This window comes from Lachnospira pectinoschiza (assembly GCF_020564355.1).
In the GTDB taxonomy this organism is placed as follows: domain Bacteria; phylum Bacillota; class Clostridia; order Lachnospirales; family Lachnospiraceae; genus Lachnospira; species Lachnospira intestinalis.
In genome coordinates this window covers 550,489-568,698 of record NZ_JAJCRR010000002.1, presented here as the reverse complement: position 1 = coordinate 568,698, position 18,210 = coordinate 550,489, and the positions used below count along the sequence as shown (strand labels likewise).

The 18,210-nt window shown below is 43.4% G+C and carries 14 protein-coding genes; all 14 read right to left on the bottom strand.

Annotated features, from left to right (window positions below; translation table 11 throughout):
- Positions 1-110 precede the first annotated feature (110 nt).
- The 14 genes from LI288_RS05835 to LI288_RS05770 all read right to left on the bottom strand — a co-directional run bounded on the left by LI288_RS05835 (position 111) and on the right by LI288_RS05770 (position 18,201).
- Positions 111-1,364: an aminotransferase class I/II-fold pyridoxal phosphate-dependent enzyme gene (locus LI288_RS05835; RefSeq protein WP_440311444.1), complete on the bottom strand. Its 1,254-nt coding sequence runs from the start codon at positions 1,362-1,364 to the stop codon at positions 111-113.
- Positions 1,365-1,393: 29 nt separating this feature from the next.
- Entirely contained in the window at positions 1,394-2,344 is a 951-nt protein-coding gene (gene miaA, locus LI288_RS05830; RefSeq protein ID WP_227089752.1) for a tRNA (adenosine(37)-N6)-dimethylallyltransferase MiaA, read from the bottom strand.
- Between the two features lie 163 nt (positions 2,345-2,507).
- Positions 2,508-4,454, bottom strand: coding sequence for a DNA mismatch repair endonuclease MutL (gene mutL / locus LI288_RS05825; protein WP_227089751.1), 1,947 nt, complete (start codon positions 4,452-4,454; stop codon positions 2,508-2,510).
- Between the two features lie 53 nt (positions 4,455-4,507).
- Positions 4,508-7,162 carry a DNA mismatch repair protein MutS gene (mutS, locus tag LI288_RS05820; RefSeq protein WP_227089750.1) on the bottom strand — a complete coding sequence of 885 codons (2,655 nt, stop codon included), beginning with the start codon at positions 7,160-7,162 and terminating at the stop codon, positions 4,508-4,510.
- Positions 7,162-8,595, bottom strand: a complete 1,434-nt coding sequence (gene miaB, locus LI288_RS05815; protein ID WP_227089749.1) for a tRNA (N6-isopentenyl adenosine(37)-C2)-methylthiotransferase MiaB — start codon at positions 8,593-8,595, stop codon at positions 7,162-7,164. The genes mutS and miaB overlap by 1 nt, the downstream gene beginning before the upstream one ends.
- A gap of 124 nt (positions 8,596-8,719) precedes the next feature.
- On the bottom strand, positions 8,720-10,390 hold the full coding sequence (locus tag LI288_RS05810; RefSeq protein WP_227089748.1) for a bifunctional diguanylate cyclase/phosphodiesterase: 1,671 nt from the start codon (positions 10,388-10,390) through the stop codon (positions 8,720-8,722).
- Between the two features lie 57 nt (positions 10,391-10,447).
- Positions 10,448-11,695, bottom strand: coding sequence for a glutamate-5-semialdehyde dehydrogenase (locus LI288_RS05805; RefSeq protein WP_227089747.1), 1,248 nt, complete (start codon positions 11,693-11,695; stop codon positions 10,448-10,450).
- A 70-nt stretch (positions 11,696-11,765) separates the two neighbouring features.
- Positions 11,766-12,308 carry a 5-formyltetrahydrofolate cyclo-ligase gene (locus tag LI288_RS05800; protein WP_227089746.1) on the bottom strand — a complete coding sequence of 181 codons (543 nt, stop codon included), beginning with the start codon at positions 12,306-12,308 and terminating at the stop codon, positions 11,766-11,768.
- Between the two features lie 17 nt (positions 12,309-12,325).
- Complete coding sequence (locus tag LI288_RS05795; protein ID WP_022432885.1) at positions 12,326-12,592, bottom strand: DUF896 domain-containing protein; 267 nt, start codon at positions 12,590-12,592, stop codon at positions 12,326-12,328.
- Between the two features lie 17 nt (positions 12,593-12,609).
- Positions 12,610-13,818: a hypothetical protein gene (locus tag LI288_RS05790; protein WP_227089745.1), complete on the bottom strand. Its 1,209-nt coding sequence runs from the start codon at positions 13,816-13,818 to the stop codon at positions 12,610-12,612.
- A gap of 19 nt (positions 13,819-13,837) precedes the next feature.
- Positions 13,838-14,686, bottom strand: coding sequence for a glutamate 5-kinase (proB, locus tag LI288_RS05785; protein WP_022432883.1), 849 nt, complete (start codon positions 14,684-14,686; stop codon positions 13,838-13,840).
- A gap of 85 nt (positions 14,687-14,771) precedes the next feature.
- Positions 14,772-16,391, bottom strand: coding sequence for an NAD(P)/FAD-dependent oxidoreductase (locus LI288_RS05780; RefSeq protein WP_227089744.1), 1,620 nt, complete (start codon positions 16,389-16,391; stop codon positions 14,772-14,774).
- Complete coding sequence (locus LI288_RS05775; protein WP_227089743.1) at positions 16,378-17,655, bottom strand: NAD(P)/FAD-dependent oxidoreductase; 1,278 nt, start codon at positions 17,653-17,655, stop codon at positions 16,378-16,380. Before LI288_RS05775 ends, LI288_RS05780 begins: the two co-directional genes overlap by 14 nt.
- A gap of 147 nt (positions 17,656-17,802) precedes the next feature.
- Positions 17,803-18,201 carry a hypothetical protein gene (locus tag LI288_RS05770; protein ID WP_227089742.1) on the bottom strand — a complete coding sequence of 133 codons (399 nt, stop codon included), beginning with the start codon at positions 18,199-18,201 and terminating at the stop codon, positions 17,803-17,805.
- Between the last annotated feature and the right edge of the window lie 9 nt (positions 18,202-18,210).

Here is an 18,210-nt window from a genome sequence, read left to right as displayed (position 1 = left end):
CTGTCTGTATCAGACTAAACCAACTTGAATTATAGCATAGAATATTTTTAATGTATACAAATAATTGCCATTTTTCTTTCAAAGAAGTTCGTCTTTTTTCGACAATGATATTAAAAAGACAAAATTCCGGCTTCGTATAACTTCTGCATACTCATCATAATGCCGTATTTTGCATGGTACCATGTCAGTCCACCCTGAAAGAACGCTGTATATGGCGGACGAAGCGGACCGTCAGCACTTAGTTCAATGGAAGAACCCTGCACAAATGCGCCTGCTGCCATGATGACATCGGAATCATATCCCGGCATTGCCCACGGCTCAGGAGATACAAAACTGTCAACAGGGGCAGCTGCCTGAATTCCCTGACAGAAAGCAATCAGTGCTTCCGGTGTGTTTAATTCAACCGCCTGAATAATGTCATGGCGGCTTTCGGTACTGTCAGGAATGACCTTGTAGCCTAACTTTTCATAAGCATTTGCAGCAAAAATCGCACCCTTTAAAGCACCTGCAACAACGGTCGGCGCAAGGAATAATCCCTGATAGAAGGACTGGTTGACACCGAGTGTTGCACCGACTTCTTTTCCAAGCCCCGGTGAGGATAAACGGTAAGCCGCCTGCTCCACACATTCTTTTGTACCGGCGATGTAGCCACCGCAAGGAGCAAGCCCGCCGCCCGGATTTTTAATCAGTGAACCGACAATCATATCGGCGCCGACTTCTGACGGCTCAATGCGCTCTACGAATTCGCCGTAGCAGTTATCGACCATGCAGATGATGTCGGGACGGATATTTTTAATAAAGGCAATCAGCTCTCCGATTCTTGCAACGGAAAGTGTCGGACGGCTGGCGTAGCCTTTGGAACGCTGGATTGTGACAAGCTTTGTACGTTCATTAATTGCATTTTTAATACCCTCATAGTCAAAATCACCGTCTGGCAGCAAATCCACCTGGCTGTAAGTAACCCCATATTCGGCAAGACTGCCCTTTGAAGGACGGATACCGATAATTTCATCCATGGTATCATATGGCTTGCCGACAGGTGAAAGCAGTTCATCTCCCGGTCTTAAATTGGCAGACAGTGCAATATTTAATGCGTGTGTACCGCACATAATCTGAGGACGGACAAGCGCCGCTTCCGTGTGGAAGACATCAGCATAAACCTGCTCTAAGGTATCTCTGCCGTCATCGTTGTAGCCGTAGCCGGTGGTGCCGTTTAAGTGCATTTCAGCCACGTGGTTTTTCTGCATGGCGGCAACGACTTTCATCTGATTATATTCTGCGGTTTCATCAATTTTTGCGAAACGCTCTTTTAAATTTTCAAGCAGTGTCTGACTGTAGTCATATACTTTTTCATCAATTCCCATCTGCCGGATATACATTTCTTTTGTTGTATTCATCTCTTTATGATTCCTCTTTCCTTTATCATTTTTAACATCGCGTCAAGCATTTCTGCCTGTGAATTATTATAGTCCGGGTAATTCATCCAGGTAACATCCTTTTCCCGTTTAAACCATGTAATCTGCCGCTTGGCAAAATGTCTGGTATCCCGTTTGATAATGTAGCGGGCGCGGTCTAAATCGTACTCTCCGTCTAAGCTGGCATAAATTTCTTTATAACCGATGCCCTGCATGGATACAAGATTCCTTGAGTATCCTTTATCACGCAGGGCGGTCACTTCTTCTACCAGCCCCGCATCAAACATGGCATCAACCCGCTTGTCAATGCGGTCATATAAGACGGCACGGTCATTATTTAACACAAAATAAATGTAGTTGTAAGGAGAAGTTTTTGCGGCTTCTTCTTCATTGTGTTCGGAAATGCGCTCTCCCGTCTGGTGAAAATACTCTAGTGCCCTTATAACACGTTTGACGTTATTGGGGTGGATTGCCTGCGCGGCGGCAGAATCTACCTGCATAAGCCGTGCGTGCAGATATTCTGCACCCTTTTCTGCGGCGAGCTGGTACAGGCTTTCACGGTACGCATCGGTCTGTCCGCTTTCCGTAAATGAAATATCATATAAAACAGACTGGATATAAAATCCGGTGCCGCCGACTAAAATCGGGATTTTCCCGCGGCTGTAAATATCTGCCATGGCTTCTTTGGCTTTTTTCTGAAAGACCGTGACATTAAATTCTTCATCGGGATTTAATTCGTCTACAAGAAAATGCGGGACACCCTGCATTTCTTCCGGCAGAATCTTTGCCGTGCCGATCTTCATTTCTTTATAAATCTGCATAGAGTCCGCACTGATGATTTCACCGTTCACAGCCTTTGCAAGGTTAATGGACAGCGCAGTTTTACCAACAGCGGTCGGACCGGTAAGAATTATTAAAGGATTTTTCATATCAATCTCCATTCCGCAGGCATTTAATGCCGGAGGAATCGCGAACTGAATTTATTCAGTTCTGCGATAAGGGCAGTTTTGTGACGCCTGCGGCACAATACTGTTGGGTAAAAAATCTTAGATTTAAGGATTTTTTACCCTTATCTCCATTCCGCAGGATTTTTTATAGAATCCGCTTGAATTTCCGTTCTATTTCGTATTTGGTCATTTTAATCAGTGTCGGTCTTCCGTGTGGGCAGTTGTATGGATTTTCGGCTTCCATTAATTCGCGCATGAGTTCCTCGGCTTCTTTAAATGAAAGACGGTTATTGCCTTTGACTGCCGCCTTGCAGGACATGGATGCCACCTTTTCCGTAATACGCTCCGGGTCGTGGGTGGCAGATTCGTCCGCAATCGTGTCAATTAGTTCAATCAGAAGCTGTTTGCAGTCAATCACGGTCGGCAGTTCTGCCGGAAGTCCGGTCACTTTATATTCTTTTCCGCCAAACTCCTCGATTTCATAGCCGAGTGCTGTAAAAGTCTTCCAGTTTTCTTTTAAAATCTGTTCTTCACGAAGACTAAGCGTTAAAATGACCGGCGGCATAATCATCTGCGAGTGATAGGTTTTTTCATGGAACTGCTTCATCAGCCGTTCATATAAAATCTTTTCATGGGCAGCGTGTTGGTCCATCATGTAAAATGAATCTTCAAATTCAATGAGCCAGTAAGTGTCAAACAACTGTCCGATAATGCGGTAATCCTGTTTGTGATTCACATCTAAAAGTTTGTCTTCAAACAGATTCATCTGCTCTGCCGGTTTTGCTGTTTGTTGTGTATCTTGTGAGTCCTGCACATTTTGTGTATTGTGTGTATTGTGTGTATTGTGTATGTTTTGTATGTTTTGTCTGCTTTGTGTGTTGTGTGTGCCGTATGGAGTAACGCTTTCTGACACGGTGTCGGAAAGTGATTTTTCTGCCGGATCGGGCAGACGTTCTGCTTCAAACGGTTCAGGCAAACGTGAAGGTTTTTGCACAGACATGGACGGTATAGGCGGTTCCGGCTGTGCGGAAGCGTTCTGTTGTGTGGTTGTGTTCTGCATAGCACTTTCCGTAACCGTATCGGACGGCTTAACCTCCGGGATTAACTCCCGCCGATTTAAGGCATCGGTAATCGCATCCAGCACAAACTGATAGACAAACTCATTTTTGGAAAAACGAAGCTCCATTTTGGTCGGATGTACATTGACATCTAAAATGGACGGGTTAATCTGAAAATGCAGTGCCGTAAACGGATAGTTATGCGGCATAATAAAACCGCGGTACGCTTCTTCTATAGCCCTTGTAATAATGTGGCTTTTAATATATCTGCCGTTAATGTAATAATTTTCAAATCCACGGTTGCCGCGGCAGATTGCGGGCTTTCCGATAAATCCCGTGATGTGCATATCCTGCGTGGATACATCCAGTTCAATCAGATTTTTGGTAATGTCCCGTCCGTACACGGAATAAATAATATCCTTTAAATTCATGTTGCCGGACGTATGCAGACGGTTCTGGTTGTTGCTGATAAAACGGAAAGAAATGTCAGGGTGTGACAGGGACAGATGTTCTAACAGCGCATTGATATATCCGGCTTCGGTTGCCGCCGTCTTTAAAAATTTACGGCGCACGGGGGTATTAAAAAACAGGTTACGGATCATAAATGTCGTTCCGTCCGGTGCGCCGACTTCTTCAAAGCTGACTTCCTTTCCGCCTTCAATCACGTATCGGATACCGGTAAAGCTGTCCGCCGTTTTTGTCACCAGTTCAATCTGTGAAACAGCGGCAATGCTTGAGAGAGCCTCTCCGCGGAAACCTAAGGAGGAAACATTCATTAAATCTTCAATGGATTTGATTTTACTTGTGGAATGGCGCAAAAATGCCAGTTTGATTTCTTCGGGCGCAATACCGCTTCCGTTATCGGTAATGCGGATAAAAGAAATACCGCCCTCTTTAATCTCTATGGTAATGGCGGTTGCCCCGGCATCAATCGCATTTTCTACAAGTTCCTTTACAACCGAAGAAGGACGTTCAATCACTTCTCCGGCGGCAATTTTATTAATTGTACTTTGATCGAGTACCTGTATCGGCATTTTTACACCTTCTTTCTAATCTGCTTTATAAGCTGTTTCCCGGTAGTTAACGTTTACCAGCGGTTTTTTACCCTGCCTTGTAATTTATATAACGTATTTAAGGCATCAATCGGTGTCATATTACTGATGTCGAGTGCCTTAATATCTTCGATAATATCATCATTATTGACTGTATCAAAAAGTGACATCTGCTTTACCTCTAAATCATCCACTTTTTTATATGAATCTACCAGTTTTTCCTGTTTCTTGGAATACTGCGCAATATCACGGGCTTTCAGTGAAATATCCGCATCGGATAAATCGGCAACCAGTTCCTTTGCACGTTCGATAACCGTATCCGGTACGCCTGCAAGCTTGGCAACCTGGATACCGTAACTTTTATCCGCGCCGCCTTTAATGATTTTACGCAGGAAAACGATGTCATCGCCGTTTTCTTTGACGGCAATGCAGTAGTTGTTGACACCGTCTAATGTACCTTCCAGTTCGGTCAGTTCGTGGTAGTGTGTGGCAAACAGCGTCTTGGCGCCAAGCAACTTAGTATTTGCGATATACTCAACAACGGCCCATGCAATGCTTAATCCGTCAAATGTACTCGTTCCGCGTCCGATTTCATCCAAAATCAGAAGGCTCTTTGGTGTAGCGTTGCGCAGGATATTGGCAACCTCCGTCATTTCCACCATAAATGTAGACTGACCGGAAGCTAAGTCATCGGAAGCTCCGACACGCGTAAAAATGCGGTCTACAATACCAATATTGGCTTCCTGTGCCGGAACAAACGAACCGATTTGTGCCATCAGAACGATTAAAGCCGTCTGGCGCATATAAGTGGATTTACCAGCCATGTTCGGTCCTGTAATAATGGAAATGCGGTTCTTTGCATTGTCAAGGTATGTATTGTTGGCGACAAACATATCGTTGCGGATCATTTTTTCAACAACCGGGTGTCTGCCGTTTTTAATGTCAATAATGCCTTTTTCGTTAATCGCCGGTTTTACATAGTTGTACTGCTGTGCGACAACGGAAAGTGCCGTATAGACATCGATTTCCGCAATCGCGCGGGCAGTGGATTTGATACGGCGTACTTCGGCGGCAATGCTGTCACGGACTTCGTTAAATAAGTCATATTCCAGACTGCAAAGCTTATCTTCCGCCCCTAAAATAACGTCTTCAAGCTTCTTTAATTCATCGGTGGTGTACCGTTCCGCATTGGTTAAAGTCTGCTTGCGCACCCAGTCTGCCGGAACTAAATTCTTAAAGGAATTTGTTACTTCTAAGTAATAACCAAAGACCTTATTGTATTTGACTTTTAAATTTTTAATGCCGGTTGCTTCTTTTTCTCTTGCTTCTAGCTGCGCAAGCCACTCTTTGCCTTCGGTTTTGGCGCGGCGCAGTTCATCGGCTTCTTTGGAAAAGCCTTCTTTGATAATACCGGCTTCACGGATGGTAATCGGCGGTTCTTCTACGATTGCAGAGGAAATCAGCGAATATATATCTGCAAGGTCGTCTAAATTTGCAAAACATTCGGCGAAAAGATCACTTTCCATTGTGCCGATAAGCTTCTTTATATACGGAAGCATTTCAAGTGAATTACGGAATGCAATCAAATCACGTGGGTTTGCGGATTTACAGCTGATTTTTGTCATAATACGCTCTAAATCGTACACCGGATTTAAGTATTCGCGGATTTCTTCGCGGTCTATTGCACGGTTGTTACACTCCTCGATACCTGCCTGCCGCTTTAAAATGTCTTCTTTATTAATCAGCGGCTGTTCAATCATGGAGCGTAACGCACGCGCACCCATGGCGGTTTTAGTTTTGTCAAGCACCCATAAAAGCGAGCCTTTTTTCTGTTTTTCGCGCATGGTTTCAACCAGTTCCAGATTCCGTCTTGAGGAGCTGTCAATCAGCATATATTTTCCGGTAGTGTACGGCACTATTGAGGTAATGTGGTCTACACTGCCCTTCTGCATTTCATATAGATACAACAGCAATGCGCCTGCAGCAATTGTGCCGGCGGTATAATCCTTTAAGCCAAGGCCGTCCAGTACGCCGACCTTAAAATGAGTCAGCAGCTTTTTAATACAGGTATCTTCATCAAAATACCAGCTATCCAGCGTGGACATGGTAATGCCCAATTTGTCATTGACAGCAGTTAAATCAATACCACTCATTGAAAAGTATTCATTGGTAATGATTTCTGACGGAACAAATTTATTGATTTCGTCAATCAGTTCACTGCCGGAAGACAGTTCGGTTACAAAGTAATCTCCGGTTGAAAAATCTGCAATCGATACACCGATTTTCTCACCGAGATAGACAATGCTCATCAGATAGTTATTTTTGGTTTCGTCTAAAGCTTGTGTATTTAAATTCGTGCCGGGTGTAACGATGCGGATGACTTCCCGTTTTACAATGCCTTTAGCCTGCTTCGGATCTTCGACCTGTTCACAGATGGCAACCTTGTGTCCGTTGGCAACCAGTCTGTTTAAGTAGGTTTCGGCAGCATGAAACGGGATTCCGCACATCGGCGCGCGTTCTGCCTGTCCGCAGTCTTTTCCGGTCAGTGTCAGTTCCAGTTCTTTTGATACGACAAGTGCATCATCAAAAAACATTTCATAGAAGTCACCCAGTCTGTAAAATAAGATACAGTCTTTATATTCTTCCTTTGTTTTTAAATAATGCTGCATCATCGGTGAGTATTCAGCCATTATGCGTTCTCCTGTTCACCCATATAGTAAAAGCCACGGCATTCTGTCAGCCGTACATTGACAAGTGTTCCGATTAAATCCTTTGAACCCGGAAAATGAACTAAAATGTTGTTGGTCATGCGGCCTGTGACATAGCTTGCATCATGGTCGTCCACATCTTCAACAAGTACCTGCTGTACCGTGCCTTCATAGCGGTTACTGATAGAGCGGGATACTTCATTTACGGTTTCCAATAACCGGTTGAAGCGGTTTTTAACAACATCTTCCGGTACCTGATTTTCCATTGCGGCAGCAGGTGTTCCGGTACGCTTTGAATAGATAAAGGTATACGCACTGTCGTATTTTGCTTTTCTTACAACATCTAAGGTTTCTTCAAAATCTTCTTCTGTTTCACCCGGAAAGCCGACAATAATATCGGTTGTCAGGGATACGTCAGGCATTTTACTGCGGATTTTGTCAACCAGTTCCAGATAATGCTCCTTTGTGTAGTTACGGTTCATCAGCTTTAATAAACGGCTGCTGCCCGACTGCACCGGAAGGTGTACGTGGTTGCAGATTTTTTTGGACTTGCTCATAACGTCAATTAAGTCATCGGATAAATCCTTCGGATGCGGTGTCATAAAACGGATACGCTCTAAGCCGTCAATCTTTTCCACTTCCTGTAATAATTCTGCAAATGTAACCGGAACAGAAAGATTTTTACCGTAAGAATTAACATTTTGTCCTAAAAGCATGACTTCCTTGACACCGTCTTTTACAAGACGTTCAATTTCCATGATAATTTCTTTCGGCTCACGGCTCTTTTCGCGGCCGCGCACATATGGCACGATACAGTAACTGCAGAAGTTGTTACAGCCGTACATAATATTAACACCGGATTTAAACGGATATTTACGCATAGTCGGCAGTTCTTCCACCACTTCTTTTGTGCTGTCCCAGATGTCGATAATCTGGTCTTCCTGTGTCCATCTGCTGTAGAGCAGTTCTGCCAGCTTGAAAATGTTGAATGTACCGAACATAATGTCGACAAAGCGGTAAGACTGCTTGATTTTTTCAACAACCTGTGTTTCCTGCATCATACAGCCGCACAGTGCGATAATCATATGCGGATTTTTCTTTTTTAAGCCGTTTAAGTGGCCAAGACGTCCGTATACACGCAGGTTGGCATTTTCACGGACGGTACAGGTATTGTAAAGCACGAGGTCGGCTTCTTCTGTTTCAACCGGAACATAGCCGATTTCCGTTAAAATACCAAGAAGCTTTTCAGAGTCCCTCGCATTCATCTGACACCCAAACGTCTGGGTACAGCAGGTTAAGGGACGTCCTAACTTTTCCTGTAAGTCTGCTACATAAGCTTTGCATTTTTCTATAAAATATAACTGTCGTTCCAGGGAATCCTGTGGAATAACATCGGTAAGTGCAATATTGCCCATTTAAAATACTCCTTATTTCTATAATCTGTCATTGTATCAGTTTAAAACCGTCAACTCATAATTTTACTGAATTCCATAAAAAAAGTCAAATCTACAATGAAATTTTGTAGATTTGACTCTGCTGTTAAATATAGCTGGCGGCAAAATTTCCGGCATTCATCGGTTTGCCGTAGAAAAAGCCCTGAATACAGTCTGGTTTTAATGTCATGACCTTGTCGTATTCTTCCTGCGTTTCGACACCTTCCACGCAGACCTTGATGTTAAAGTTGTGTGCCATTTCCGTTACATACTTGACAAGTGTGTAGTTTTGGCTGCTTTCATTAATATCTTTGATAAACAGACGGTCGATTTTGATAATGCCAAACATCATATCGCGGATATAGCGCAGGTTAGAATAGCCCGTACCGAAATCGTCAATGGCAAGATTTAAGCTTTTGTTATTAAAAGAATTTAACACATGCTTTACGGCAGTATTATTTTCCAGCTCGCCGCTTTCCGTGACCTCAAAAACAACATGTTCGGCAGAGAGTTCATACTGTTCCAGTAATTCTACCGCGTCTTTTAAAATATCACTTTTAATAATCTGTACAAAGGACAGGTTAATATTCATTATAAAATCCGGATAAACCGAAACCCATGCTTTACACTGCCGCACCGCATTTTCAATAATCCATTTGCCGAGCGGGATGATTAAGGCGCTTTCTTCAAGCAGTGGAACGAAATCAACCGGTGACATAAAACCGTATTTCTCACTGTGCCAGCGGATTAAGGCTTCCGAGCCGTAGAGGGTGTTCGTCTGCGGTTTCATAATGGGCTGGTAATAGACTTCAAAGCCCTTAAAATCATTTTCCACACATTTTCTTAATTCTTCCTGAATATCAATTCTGCGGATATAGGAAAGATATTCATCTTCTGAATATGGTGTAAAGGTGTTTTTACCATTTAATTTTGAAACATGCAGTGCAAATTTGGCATTTTTTAAAACATCTTCGTAAGAATCCTCCTGTGTATTAAAGGAAGCCGCACCACCGGAAATCGTGAAAAACATATGATACCCGTTTTTTTCAATTGAAGAATCAATTTTTCTACGGATAGTTTTATACAATTTTTTCGCATCGGCGGTGGTACATGACGGCTGTTCTTTTAAAATCACGGCAAATTCATCCCCGTGGAAACGGAATACATTTTCACGGTTTTTGCAGCAGACGGCAATTGCCTCTGCAACACCGGCAAGCAGAATGTTGCCCATTTTGGTACCGTATTTTTCATTGATTTCGCGGAAATTGTCAATGCCGATTAACAATATCGTGCCGGTAACAGGCTGCGGCTCTGCGATTTTTGCAAGGGCATAACGCTCTTTTAACACATCTTCACAGTAAAGGCTTGTGACATTGTCGTATTTGTTATGCTTTCCGATTTCGCAAATGCAGCCTATCAGCATGAAAGGCTCACCATTTTCATTAAAAAAGGTACGGCTTTTTCCGCTTACCCATATAATTTCATCATCTTTGGTAATCAGGCGGTACTCCAGATTGTGCTGTGCTTTTTCCTGATTGCGCACGGCACGGATATCAGCAGCCAGCCTGTCCCAGTCTTTTGGATAAACCAGAGGTTTCAAAGCGCTGGAAGCTAATTTGATATGTTCCTCTTCCAAAGTAAAAGTATCCAGTGCAGATTTACTTATATGAAACAAATCATTTTCTAAATCATAAACGAACACATAGTTATCAGTACATTCATCAATCAGCGTAAAGACATCTTCATACGCTTTTAAATCTTTAACACTTTTTATCATTACAATTCCCCATTCTGCCGTCAGACGGCATTAAAATTACCTGTAAATTTTTCAAGGCTACTTCCGGACTTGTCCGTTTCCGTAAATGACATATTTGGAAGTGGTCAGCGCATCCAGTCCCATCGGACCGCGTGCGTGAATCTTTTGTGTGCTGATACCGATTTCCGCACCGAAGCCAAACTCAAATCCATCCGTAAAACGGGTCGAAGCATTGACATAGACGGCGGCGGCATCAATTTCATTTAAAAACTGCTGTGCATGGTCATAATCTTTTGTGATAATGGCCTCGGAATGACCGGTATTATAGCGGTTAATGTGTGCAATTGCTTCATCAATGGAATCCACAACCTTTAATGAAATGATGTAATCTAAGTATTCCGTTCCCCAGTCTTCTTCCGTTGCCGGAACAATCCGTGAGTCGGCAGCTATTGCACGTTCATCACCACGGATTTCAACGTTTTTTAATTTTAAGCGGTCAACCAGCTGCGGGATAAATTCACCGGCAATCTTACTGTGGACAACTAAAGATTCACAGGCATTGCAGACACCGATACGCTGTGTCTTTGCATTGAAAATAATATCTTCTGCCATCTTAAAGTCTGCATATTCATCCACATAAATATGGCAGTTTCCGGTTCCTGTTTCAATGACCGGAACAGTGCTGTTTTGGACGACATTCTGAATCAGTCCGGCACCGCCTCTCGGAATAATGACATCAATATATTTATTCATATGCATTAATTCGGTAACAAGCGCCCTGTCGGTATCAGTAACCAGCTGGATGGCATCCGGATTGATACCACATTCTTTCAGGCTTTCGGTAATTACGGAAACAATTGCCGTATTGGAGTGAATCGCATCACTGCCACCTCTTAAAATAACGGCATTGCCGGATTTTAAAGTCAGTCCGAAAGCATCGGCAGTAACATTTGGACGGGATTCATAAATAATGGCGATAACACCTAACGGCACCTTTTTTTTACCAATCATCAGACCGTTTGGACGCTGCTTCATGGAAGTGATTTCACCAATCGGGTCGTCTAACTGCACAATCTGATACAAGCCTTCTGCCATGCCTTCAATTCTGGCATCGGTCAGTGTCAGACGGTCAATCATTGCCGGTTTCATCTGATTTTTCTTTGCGGCTTCAATGTCTTTTGCATTGGCAGCCTGAATGGTATCACGTTTTGCAAGCAGTGCATCTGCAGCTGCTTTTAAAGCATTATTGCGTTCGGTGATTCCGGTTTTTGCAAGCTGGGCGGCGGCTGTTTTTGCACGCTGTCCCATTACGGTAAGTGTTTCCATATTTTTTCTGCCCTCCATAAAATTTTTATATTTTTACGATTCTTTATTTTGCAGGCATTTTCGTCTGTTGTTACAGAACCGCCTGTTCAGTAATAATACAATCCGGTTTTAAGTCGTAGCTTTCGGTTTCGATATGGTCTACAATCTGAAAAGAAAAAGCTACAGCGGCTTTGTAAAACACCGGGTGCTGTTCTAAATAGCGGTCGTAAAATCCGCCGCCATATCCGGCACGGTGGTGTTCTTTATCAAAAGCAAGTCCGGGCATAATCATCAGCCCCTGCTCCGGTTCACAGATATCAGTATTATCGGGTTCTAAAATACCGTATTTGCCGGGCTTTAATTCTGACAGCGCCGTAATCTGGTGGAACTTCATATCCCTGCCGTAGACCTTTGGCACAAGCACGGTTTTGCCCAGGGAAAGACAATTGTCAATAAAGGAATGGGTTTCCACTTCCTGATTGTAACTGACATAAGTAAGTACGGTATCTGCGCTGTAAAAAAAATCCTGTGAAATAAGCCGATCTATGATTTGACGGCTGTTTTCATGAATCTGTGCCGGTGTCATTTTATTTTTTTCTGCTTTTACAAATACTCTTGCCTGTTCTTTAGTCATAACTGCCTCGTTTTGTCTTAATTGCCGTATTTTCTGGCATTTTCCAATGCTTCCTGTTCCAGCCGCTTCATTTTTTCTTCATGCCGCTTCTTGACATCAATCATAGAACCGTCCGGGTTCTGGATTTTAATGGAATCGAGCGTTCCTCTTAAATTGTTGCGGAATGCTGCAACGTACTCTGCACGAAGCTGCTTCTGTTCCTCGGCTTCGGCGCTTGTTAAGCCTTCTGCCTTGGACTTGCGGTATAATTCGTTAATCCGGTTAATAGTGTCCTGTGTTACCATACAAATGTTCTCCTGTTCTAATTGGTAAAAATCAGTAAATCGTCAAAAAATGCGATACAGTCTTTATATTTTGCACGCGTCTTGAAAATGGAATGGTGCATATCCGGGTATCGGAAAACCTCAATGTAATAGTTTTCCTTACGCATAAAAAACATTTTTTTAACATGGTGCTGCGTAACAATTAAATCCCTGCGGATAAATTTAATACGTACATCACCGCTTAATTTAATGTCGGTTTTCTGTGTATTCAGATTAATTAAACGCGTATTTTTGTCCGTATTTTTAATAATATACGGGGTATCATTTAAAATATACGTATGATTCAAATCGGAAATCCTGGTAATATTGCTGTTTAAGCGTACTTTCTTCACTTTTGTTTCATAATCGTATATAATAACTTCTTCTATTTTTTTTGAAACATCGACTTTTGAATAGACAATATCATTGTCATACTGGCGGATGTATGGAAATGTAATTTCCTCAGAGCCTTCATCTAAAATTTCCAGAAATGCATTGTTCTGATTTAACAGCAGTTCGGAAATAAACTGCTTGATATTGACAATGCCGATGATTTCTTTCTGCTTAAAAGGCTGTATGGCAGTATCAGAAAAAACCAGTTCTTCTAACATCGGACTCCCCAGTTTGATAATACATAAATTACCTGAAAGAGGAATCAGTTTTTCAATGCCGGATGTGGCAATCACAGAATCTTTTAGTAAACGCTCTTTATTTTCCTGTATTTCTTTTAAAAGCATTTTATGTGTACCCATGCCGTTGCTAAACAGTCCGGTACTGCTTAAATTTTCTCTGGAATATGTAATTTCATCAAAAATACAGTAGTTTTCATCCAGTACAAAAGCTTTTAATAAAAGCACATTGCCGAGTTTCGTCAGGTCTGCCACGGTGGTATGGATAATATGATACGCACCGGTACTGACATCGTAACGGTAGTAAGAAATCTCTACCTGTGTTTCATTAATACTGCTTGCGGATGTAAACAGTATATGGTTATGGGAAACTGCTGCATAACTGATGTTTGCCAAATTGTATTTATGAATTTCCGGTAAGATTTCAAGCCGTTCGTTTGTCAGCGGATTCAGCATAAAAATTTTTTTGCCGGGAAAACGTCCAAGACGGTAATTGGCATCTACGACCTGAAGCAGAAGCTGCTCATTAACCGGGATGTAATTACCCTCTTCAAAATTTTTGACAAGTTTGATGTCCATTCATTCCTCCCACAGCGTTTTAAATCAGCTCTTTTAAATCAAAATCCTTATTGCGGTGATTTAAAAAGAGTGTGCCAATATCCTCTCCATTTAAAATTCCAACAATATTTTCTACGTTATTGGCATTGGTAATGACCATATCGGCTCCTGAATTGGCAGCAATCATGGCAGCGGCAATTTTTGATGCCATACCGCCGGTTCCGACACTGCTGCCGGAAGTTGCCTTGCCCATCTGAATCAGGGAGTCATCGATGGTTTCAACATAATGAATAAAGCGTGCATCCGGATTCGTTCGCGGATCATCTGTATACATGCCGTCAATATCCGATAACAGAATCAGTAAATCCGCATCGGTAATAGAAGCAACGACAGCCGAAAGGCGGTCATTATCGCCAAAGGTCTGTACCTGCTCAATTTCCGAAGTCGAAATGGTATCATTTTCATTGACAACCGGAATTGCCCCAAGCTTTGACAATTCGCGGAATGTATTTTCGGCATTCTGGCGGCTGACCGGATTTAACACAATTGTCTTTGTCAGCAGAACCTGTGCCGCAAGGGAATTGTATTCGGAAAAAATCTTCTGATAAACCATCATCAGCTTAGCCTGTCCGATGGCGGCACACGCCTGCTTTACGGATAAATCATCGGGACGGTCATGCAGACCGATGGCATTTCTTCCGACGGCGATTGCACCGGAAGATACCAATATAACGTCTTTTCCGGAATTTTTAATATCGACCAGAATACGAACCAGTTTTTCGATTTTTAATAAATTTAATTTACCCGTATTATCATGCATGAGGGAAGAAGAACCGATTTTTACAACAATCCGTTTCTTCTCTTTCATTCGCTCTCTTATGCTGCTCATTTTTATGTTCTCCAAATTTCATCTACTATATATTTTGCATACTTTTGTTATTTTACACCATTTAAGGTAAAATGTCACGTTTTTTCTAGTTTGTGGCAATCTGCTCGGCAATTTTTAAACCATCAACGGCGGCAGAGGTAATACCGCCTGCATATCCTGCACCCTCTCCGCACGGGTACAGACCGTGAAGTGTCACAGACTGTAAGGAGTCGCCGCGCAGAATACGAACCGGGCTGGAGGTCCGGCTTTCAACACCCGAAAGCACGGCTTCTTCCATGTCAAATCCCTTAATGCGCGTTGAAAATCCGGTGATGCCCTCTTTTAACGGTGCTGTGAGAAACTCCGGTAAAACGTGGTTTAAGTTGCCAAAGGTGTACGCGCCTTTTATGGACGGCGTTACGGCACCGAAACCGGTCGATATGCGGTTGTTCTTGAAATCACCGTATAACTGTACGGGAATTTTGCCGTTTCCCTCCCGCCATGCGAGGTTTTCAAGTCTGCGCTGGAAGTGCATGCCGTCTAAAATGTTACTGCCGAAATCCTCCGGCGTTACGGTGACGATAATGGCACTGTTGGCATTGTCACCGTTTCTGCCTGAATAACTCATGCCATTTACGGCAATGCGTTCTTTTTCGGAAGAAGCGTTGACCACGTAACCGCCCGGACACATACAGAAAGAATACACGCCTTTGCCGGTGGATGTCTGAAATGTTACTTTATAATCGGCAGCAGGCAGTTTATAGTGGCAGTCGCCATACGCATTCTGATTGATAAAGGACTGCGGGTGTTCCATGCGCACACCGACCGCAAAAGCCTTCGGCTGCATGGAGATTCCCTGTGCCAGAAGCATTTCAAAGGTATCTCTGGCACTGTGACCGATTGCAAGACAGACGGTATTACAGGCGTGGGTGAAGGATTTGTTTTCTGCACGGTCAAAGACGGTAATGCCGTTTACTGCGCCGTCTTTTTCATGAATTGCCGTGAGTTTTGTCTGGAAATGCACCTCGCCGCCGCAGGCAGTGATTTTTTTACGGATATTCTGCACAACCTTGGCAAGAACATCAGTTCCGATATGCGGCTTATTCACATATAAAATCCGCGAATCCGCACCAAATTCTGCAAATATGCGTAAAACTTCGTGGATTCTTCCGGTTGGGTCTTTAATCGCCGTATTTAATTTACCGTCCGAAAATGTACCGGCGCCGCCCTCTCCGAACTGGACGTTCGATTCGGTATTGAGTGCGCCGCCCTGCCAGAACGCCTCGACTTCTTTTTTACGCTGTCCGATACTGTCACCACGCTCAAATACAATCGGGCGCAGTCCTGCTTCGGCAAGCTTTAATGCGGCAAACATACCCGCAGGGCCGAAACCGATAATGACCGGACGGTCTTCTTCTTTTAAAATCTGCCTTGATACGGCAGGGAATGTGTATCCTTTTTGGGTAACCGGTGTAATGTCACGGTTCTTTAACTTTTTAATCCATGCAGCTTCGTCCACCGGCTTTTTGCCGTTAAGCAGAATGTCGGAAACATGCACGCTGTATATGTATAAGATATCCGGTTTATGTCTGGAATCAATGGACTGCTTTGCAATCTCAATGCGGCAGGTATCCTTCGGTGAAAGGCGCAGTGCCTTGTAAACTGCCTGGTGTAATGCCGTTTCCGGGCTGTCCGGTTTTAAACGAATCTGACTAATTTGAATCATAGTGAGTTCCTTTCTGTGAAATACAATACTGTGCGGCAGAAGTTCCCGCCAGATGTCCACTGCTCCATGCCCATTGCAGGTTGTAGCCGCCGCATTTTCCGTCTACGTCTAAAAGTTCTCCCGCAAAGAAAAGTCCGGGACATAAAAGAGACTGCATGAACTGGGAATCCACCTCTTCAAGAGATACACCACCCTGACAGATTTGTGCGGCATCAAAGGAGCGGCTTCCGGTAATGTCAAAGGAAAAATCTTTAAAAGCTGTTATCATTTTTGCAATACCTTTTTTTCCAAGTGCGTCCATAGCCGTACCGGCTGGATAACCGCAGCTTTTTGCCACTGCCTGTACAAGCTTTTTGTTAAGCAGTCCCGAAAAGAACGTGACAATATCCTGCGTATTATGCTGATACATGCGTTTTATCGATTGTGTAATAAGGGTTTCCGCTTCAAAGTCCGGAAGCATATCCACAACTGCCGTCACGATTCTTTTACTGTCTGCGGCTTTGACGGCATAGCGGCTGACCTGAAATACGGGAATCCCCGAAATGCCGTAGTCCGTATACTGGATTTCTCCGGTATCCGAAGCAACAGGATTTCCGTCTGCAAAAACAGTAACCGTTCCTGTACTGCGCACGCCGGACATCGCTTTGCACAGCGGATTGTCGGAAGTAAGCTGTACGAGTGCCGGAAGCGGTTTTATAATGTGGTGTCCGAGTTTTCTGGCAAGCGTATAGCCTGAGCCGTCCGAGCCTGTCTTTGGTGCGGCTTTTGAGCCGGTGGCAAGAATACAGGCGTGGCCGCAGAAGCTGTCGGTATCGGTCGTCACATAAAATGAACCGTCTTTTTTTTCAACGGACAGAACAGACTGTTCGGTAAACACGGTCACACCGCTCTGTTCGACTTCATACCGCAGTGCGGACTGCAAAGAAGCCGCCGTTTCCGAATGGGGATAGACATATCCGTTTCTGTCCTTGTGGTAAATGCCTGCATTTTCAAAAAAATCAAGGGTATCCTGTACCGGAAAGGTATTTAAAACCTGCATGACAAAGTCAGGATTGCCGTTCTGATAACAGTCTGCCTGCATATGCAGGTTGGTAAAGTTACATTTTCCGTTGCCGGTCTGGAGTATTTTTGAACCCAGCCGTGCCGTATGTTCTATTAAAATGACAGATGCACCGCCCTGTGAAGCGCAGACAGCGGACATCATGCCCGCGGCGCCGCCGCCGATAACAATGCAGTCACAGGTGTGCCGGTTTAATTTTGTCATAAAAGTCCTCGTTTCGTGTATTTTTATTTTTAATCTCTATTATTTAAGCTGTGTTTTAAGCTGTGTTTTAAGATGTGTTGGCAAAAGCAAGACATCTGTCTGAATCTAGTATCATATTTTATCAGACGTATAGTTTCCGCGCAATATTTAACTGCTGTAGGTCTGTAAAAATTCGTAAAGTTCCTGCTCTCCGGTGATGTACAGGCCGTATTTTAACTGCTCCCGTATTTCAACCGGCATGAGGTTTACCGCTACATCGGCGTAGTCGTAAAAAATCTTGTCATCTCCCCGGTAAATGCACAGGCGGTCTTCACTGTAAATCAGGTAAAAGGTTTCTTTTTTGGTCTGTACTTTTCCGTTGGCATAAATGCCGGCAGAGGTGTCGGCCAGACTGGTGCTGTCAGTTTCTGCCCGGTAGACAAAGGTTTCCTCTTTGGTAATATTTTTTGTATTTTCCTTTGAAGCAAAGAAAAAGATACAGCCAAAGCCGGAGATAAATAACAGTAATATTCCGGCAGCGGCGCTTATCCATTCCAATCGTTTCATAAATCTGAA

Excerpts from the sequence above, each read along its gene's own strand:
- LI288_RS05835 (WP_440311444.1), bottom strand. The coding sequence starts at position 1,364 with ATGGGAATTGATGAAAAAGTATATGACTACAGTCAGACACTGCTTGAA.
- miaA (WP_227089752.1), bottom strand. The coding sequence starts at position 2,344 with ATGAAAAATCCTTTAATAATTCTTACCGGTCCGACCGCTGTTGGTAAA.
- mutL (WP_227089751.1), bottom strand. The coding sequence starts at position 4,454 with ATGCCGATACAGGTACTCGATCAAAGTACAATTAATAAAATTGCCGCC.
- mutS (WP_227089750.1), bottom strand. The coding sequence starts at position 7,162 with ATGGCTGAATACTCACCGATGATGCAGCATTATTTAAAAACAAAGGAA.
- miaB (WP_227089749.1), bottom strand. The coding sequence starts at position 8,595 with ATGGGCAATATTGCACTTACCGATGTTATTCCACAGGATTCCCTGGAA.
- LI288_RS05810 (WP_227089748.1), bottom strand. The coding sequence starts at position 10,390 with ATGATAAAAAGTGTTAAAGATTTAAAAGCGTATGAAGATGTCTTTACG.
- LI288_RS05805 (WP_227089747.1), bottom strand. The coding sequence starts at position 11,695 with ATGGAAACACTTACCGTAATGGGACAGCGTGCAAAAACAGCCGCCGCC.
- LI288_RS05800 (WP_227089746.1), bottom strand. The coding sequence starts at position 12,308 with ATGACTAAAGAACAGGCAAGAGTATTTGTAAAAGCAGAAAAAAATAAA.
- LI288_RS05795 (WP_022432885.1), bottom strand. The coding sequence starts at position 12,592 with ATGGTAACACAGGACACTATTAACCGGATTAACGAATTATACCGCAAG.
- LI288_RS05790 (WP_227089745.1), bottom strand. The coding sequence starts at position 13,818 with ATGGACATCAAACTTGTCAAAAATTTTGAAGAGGGTAATTACATCCCG.
- proB (WP_022432883.1), bottom strand. The coding sequence starts at position 14,686 with ATGAGCAGCATAAGAGAGCGAATGAAAGAGAAGAAACGGATTGTTGTA.
- LI288_RS05780 (WP_227089744.1), bottom strand. The coding sequence starts at position 16,391 with ATGATTCAAATTAGTCAGATTCGTTTAAAACCGGACAGCCCGGAAACG.
- LI288_RS05775 (WP_227089743.1), bottom strand. The coding sequence starts at position 17,655 with ATGACAAAATTAAACCGGCACACCTGTGACTGCATTGTTATCGGCGGC.
- LI288_RS05770 (WP_227089742.1), bottom strand. The coding sequence starts at position 18,201 with ATGAAACGATTGGAATGGATAAGCGCCGCTGCCGGAATATTACTGTTA.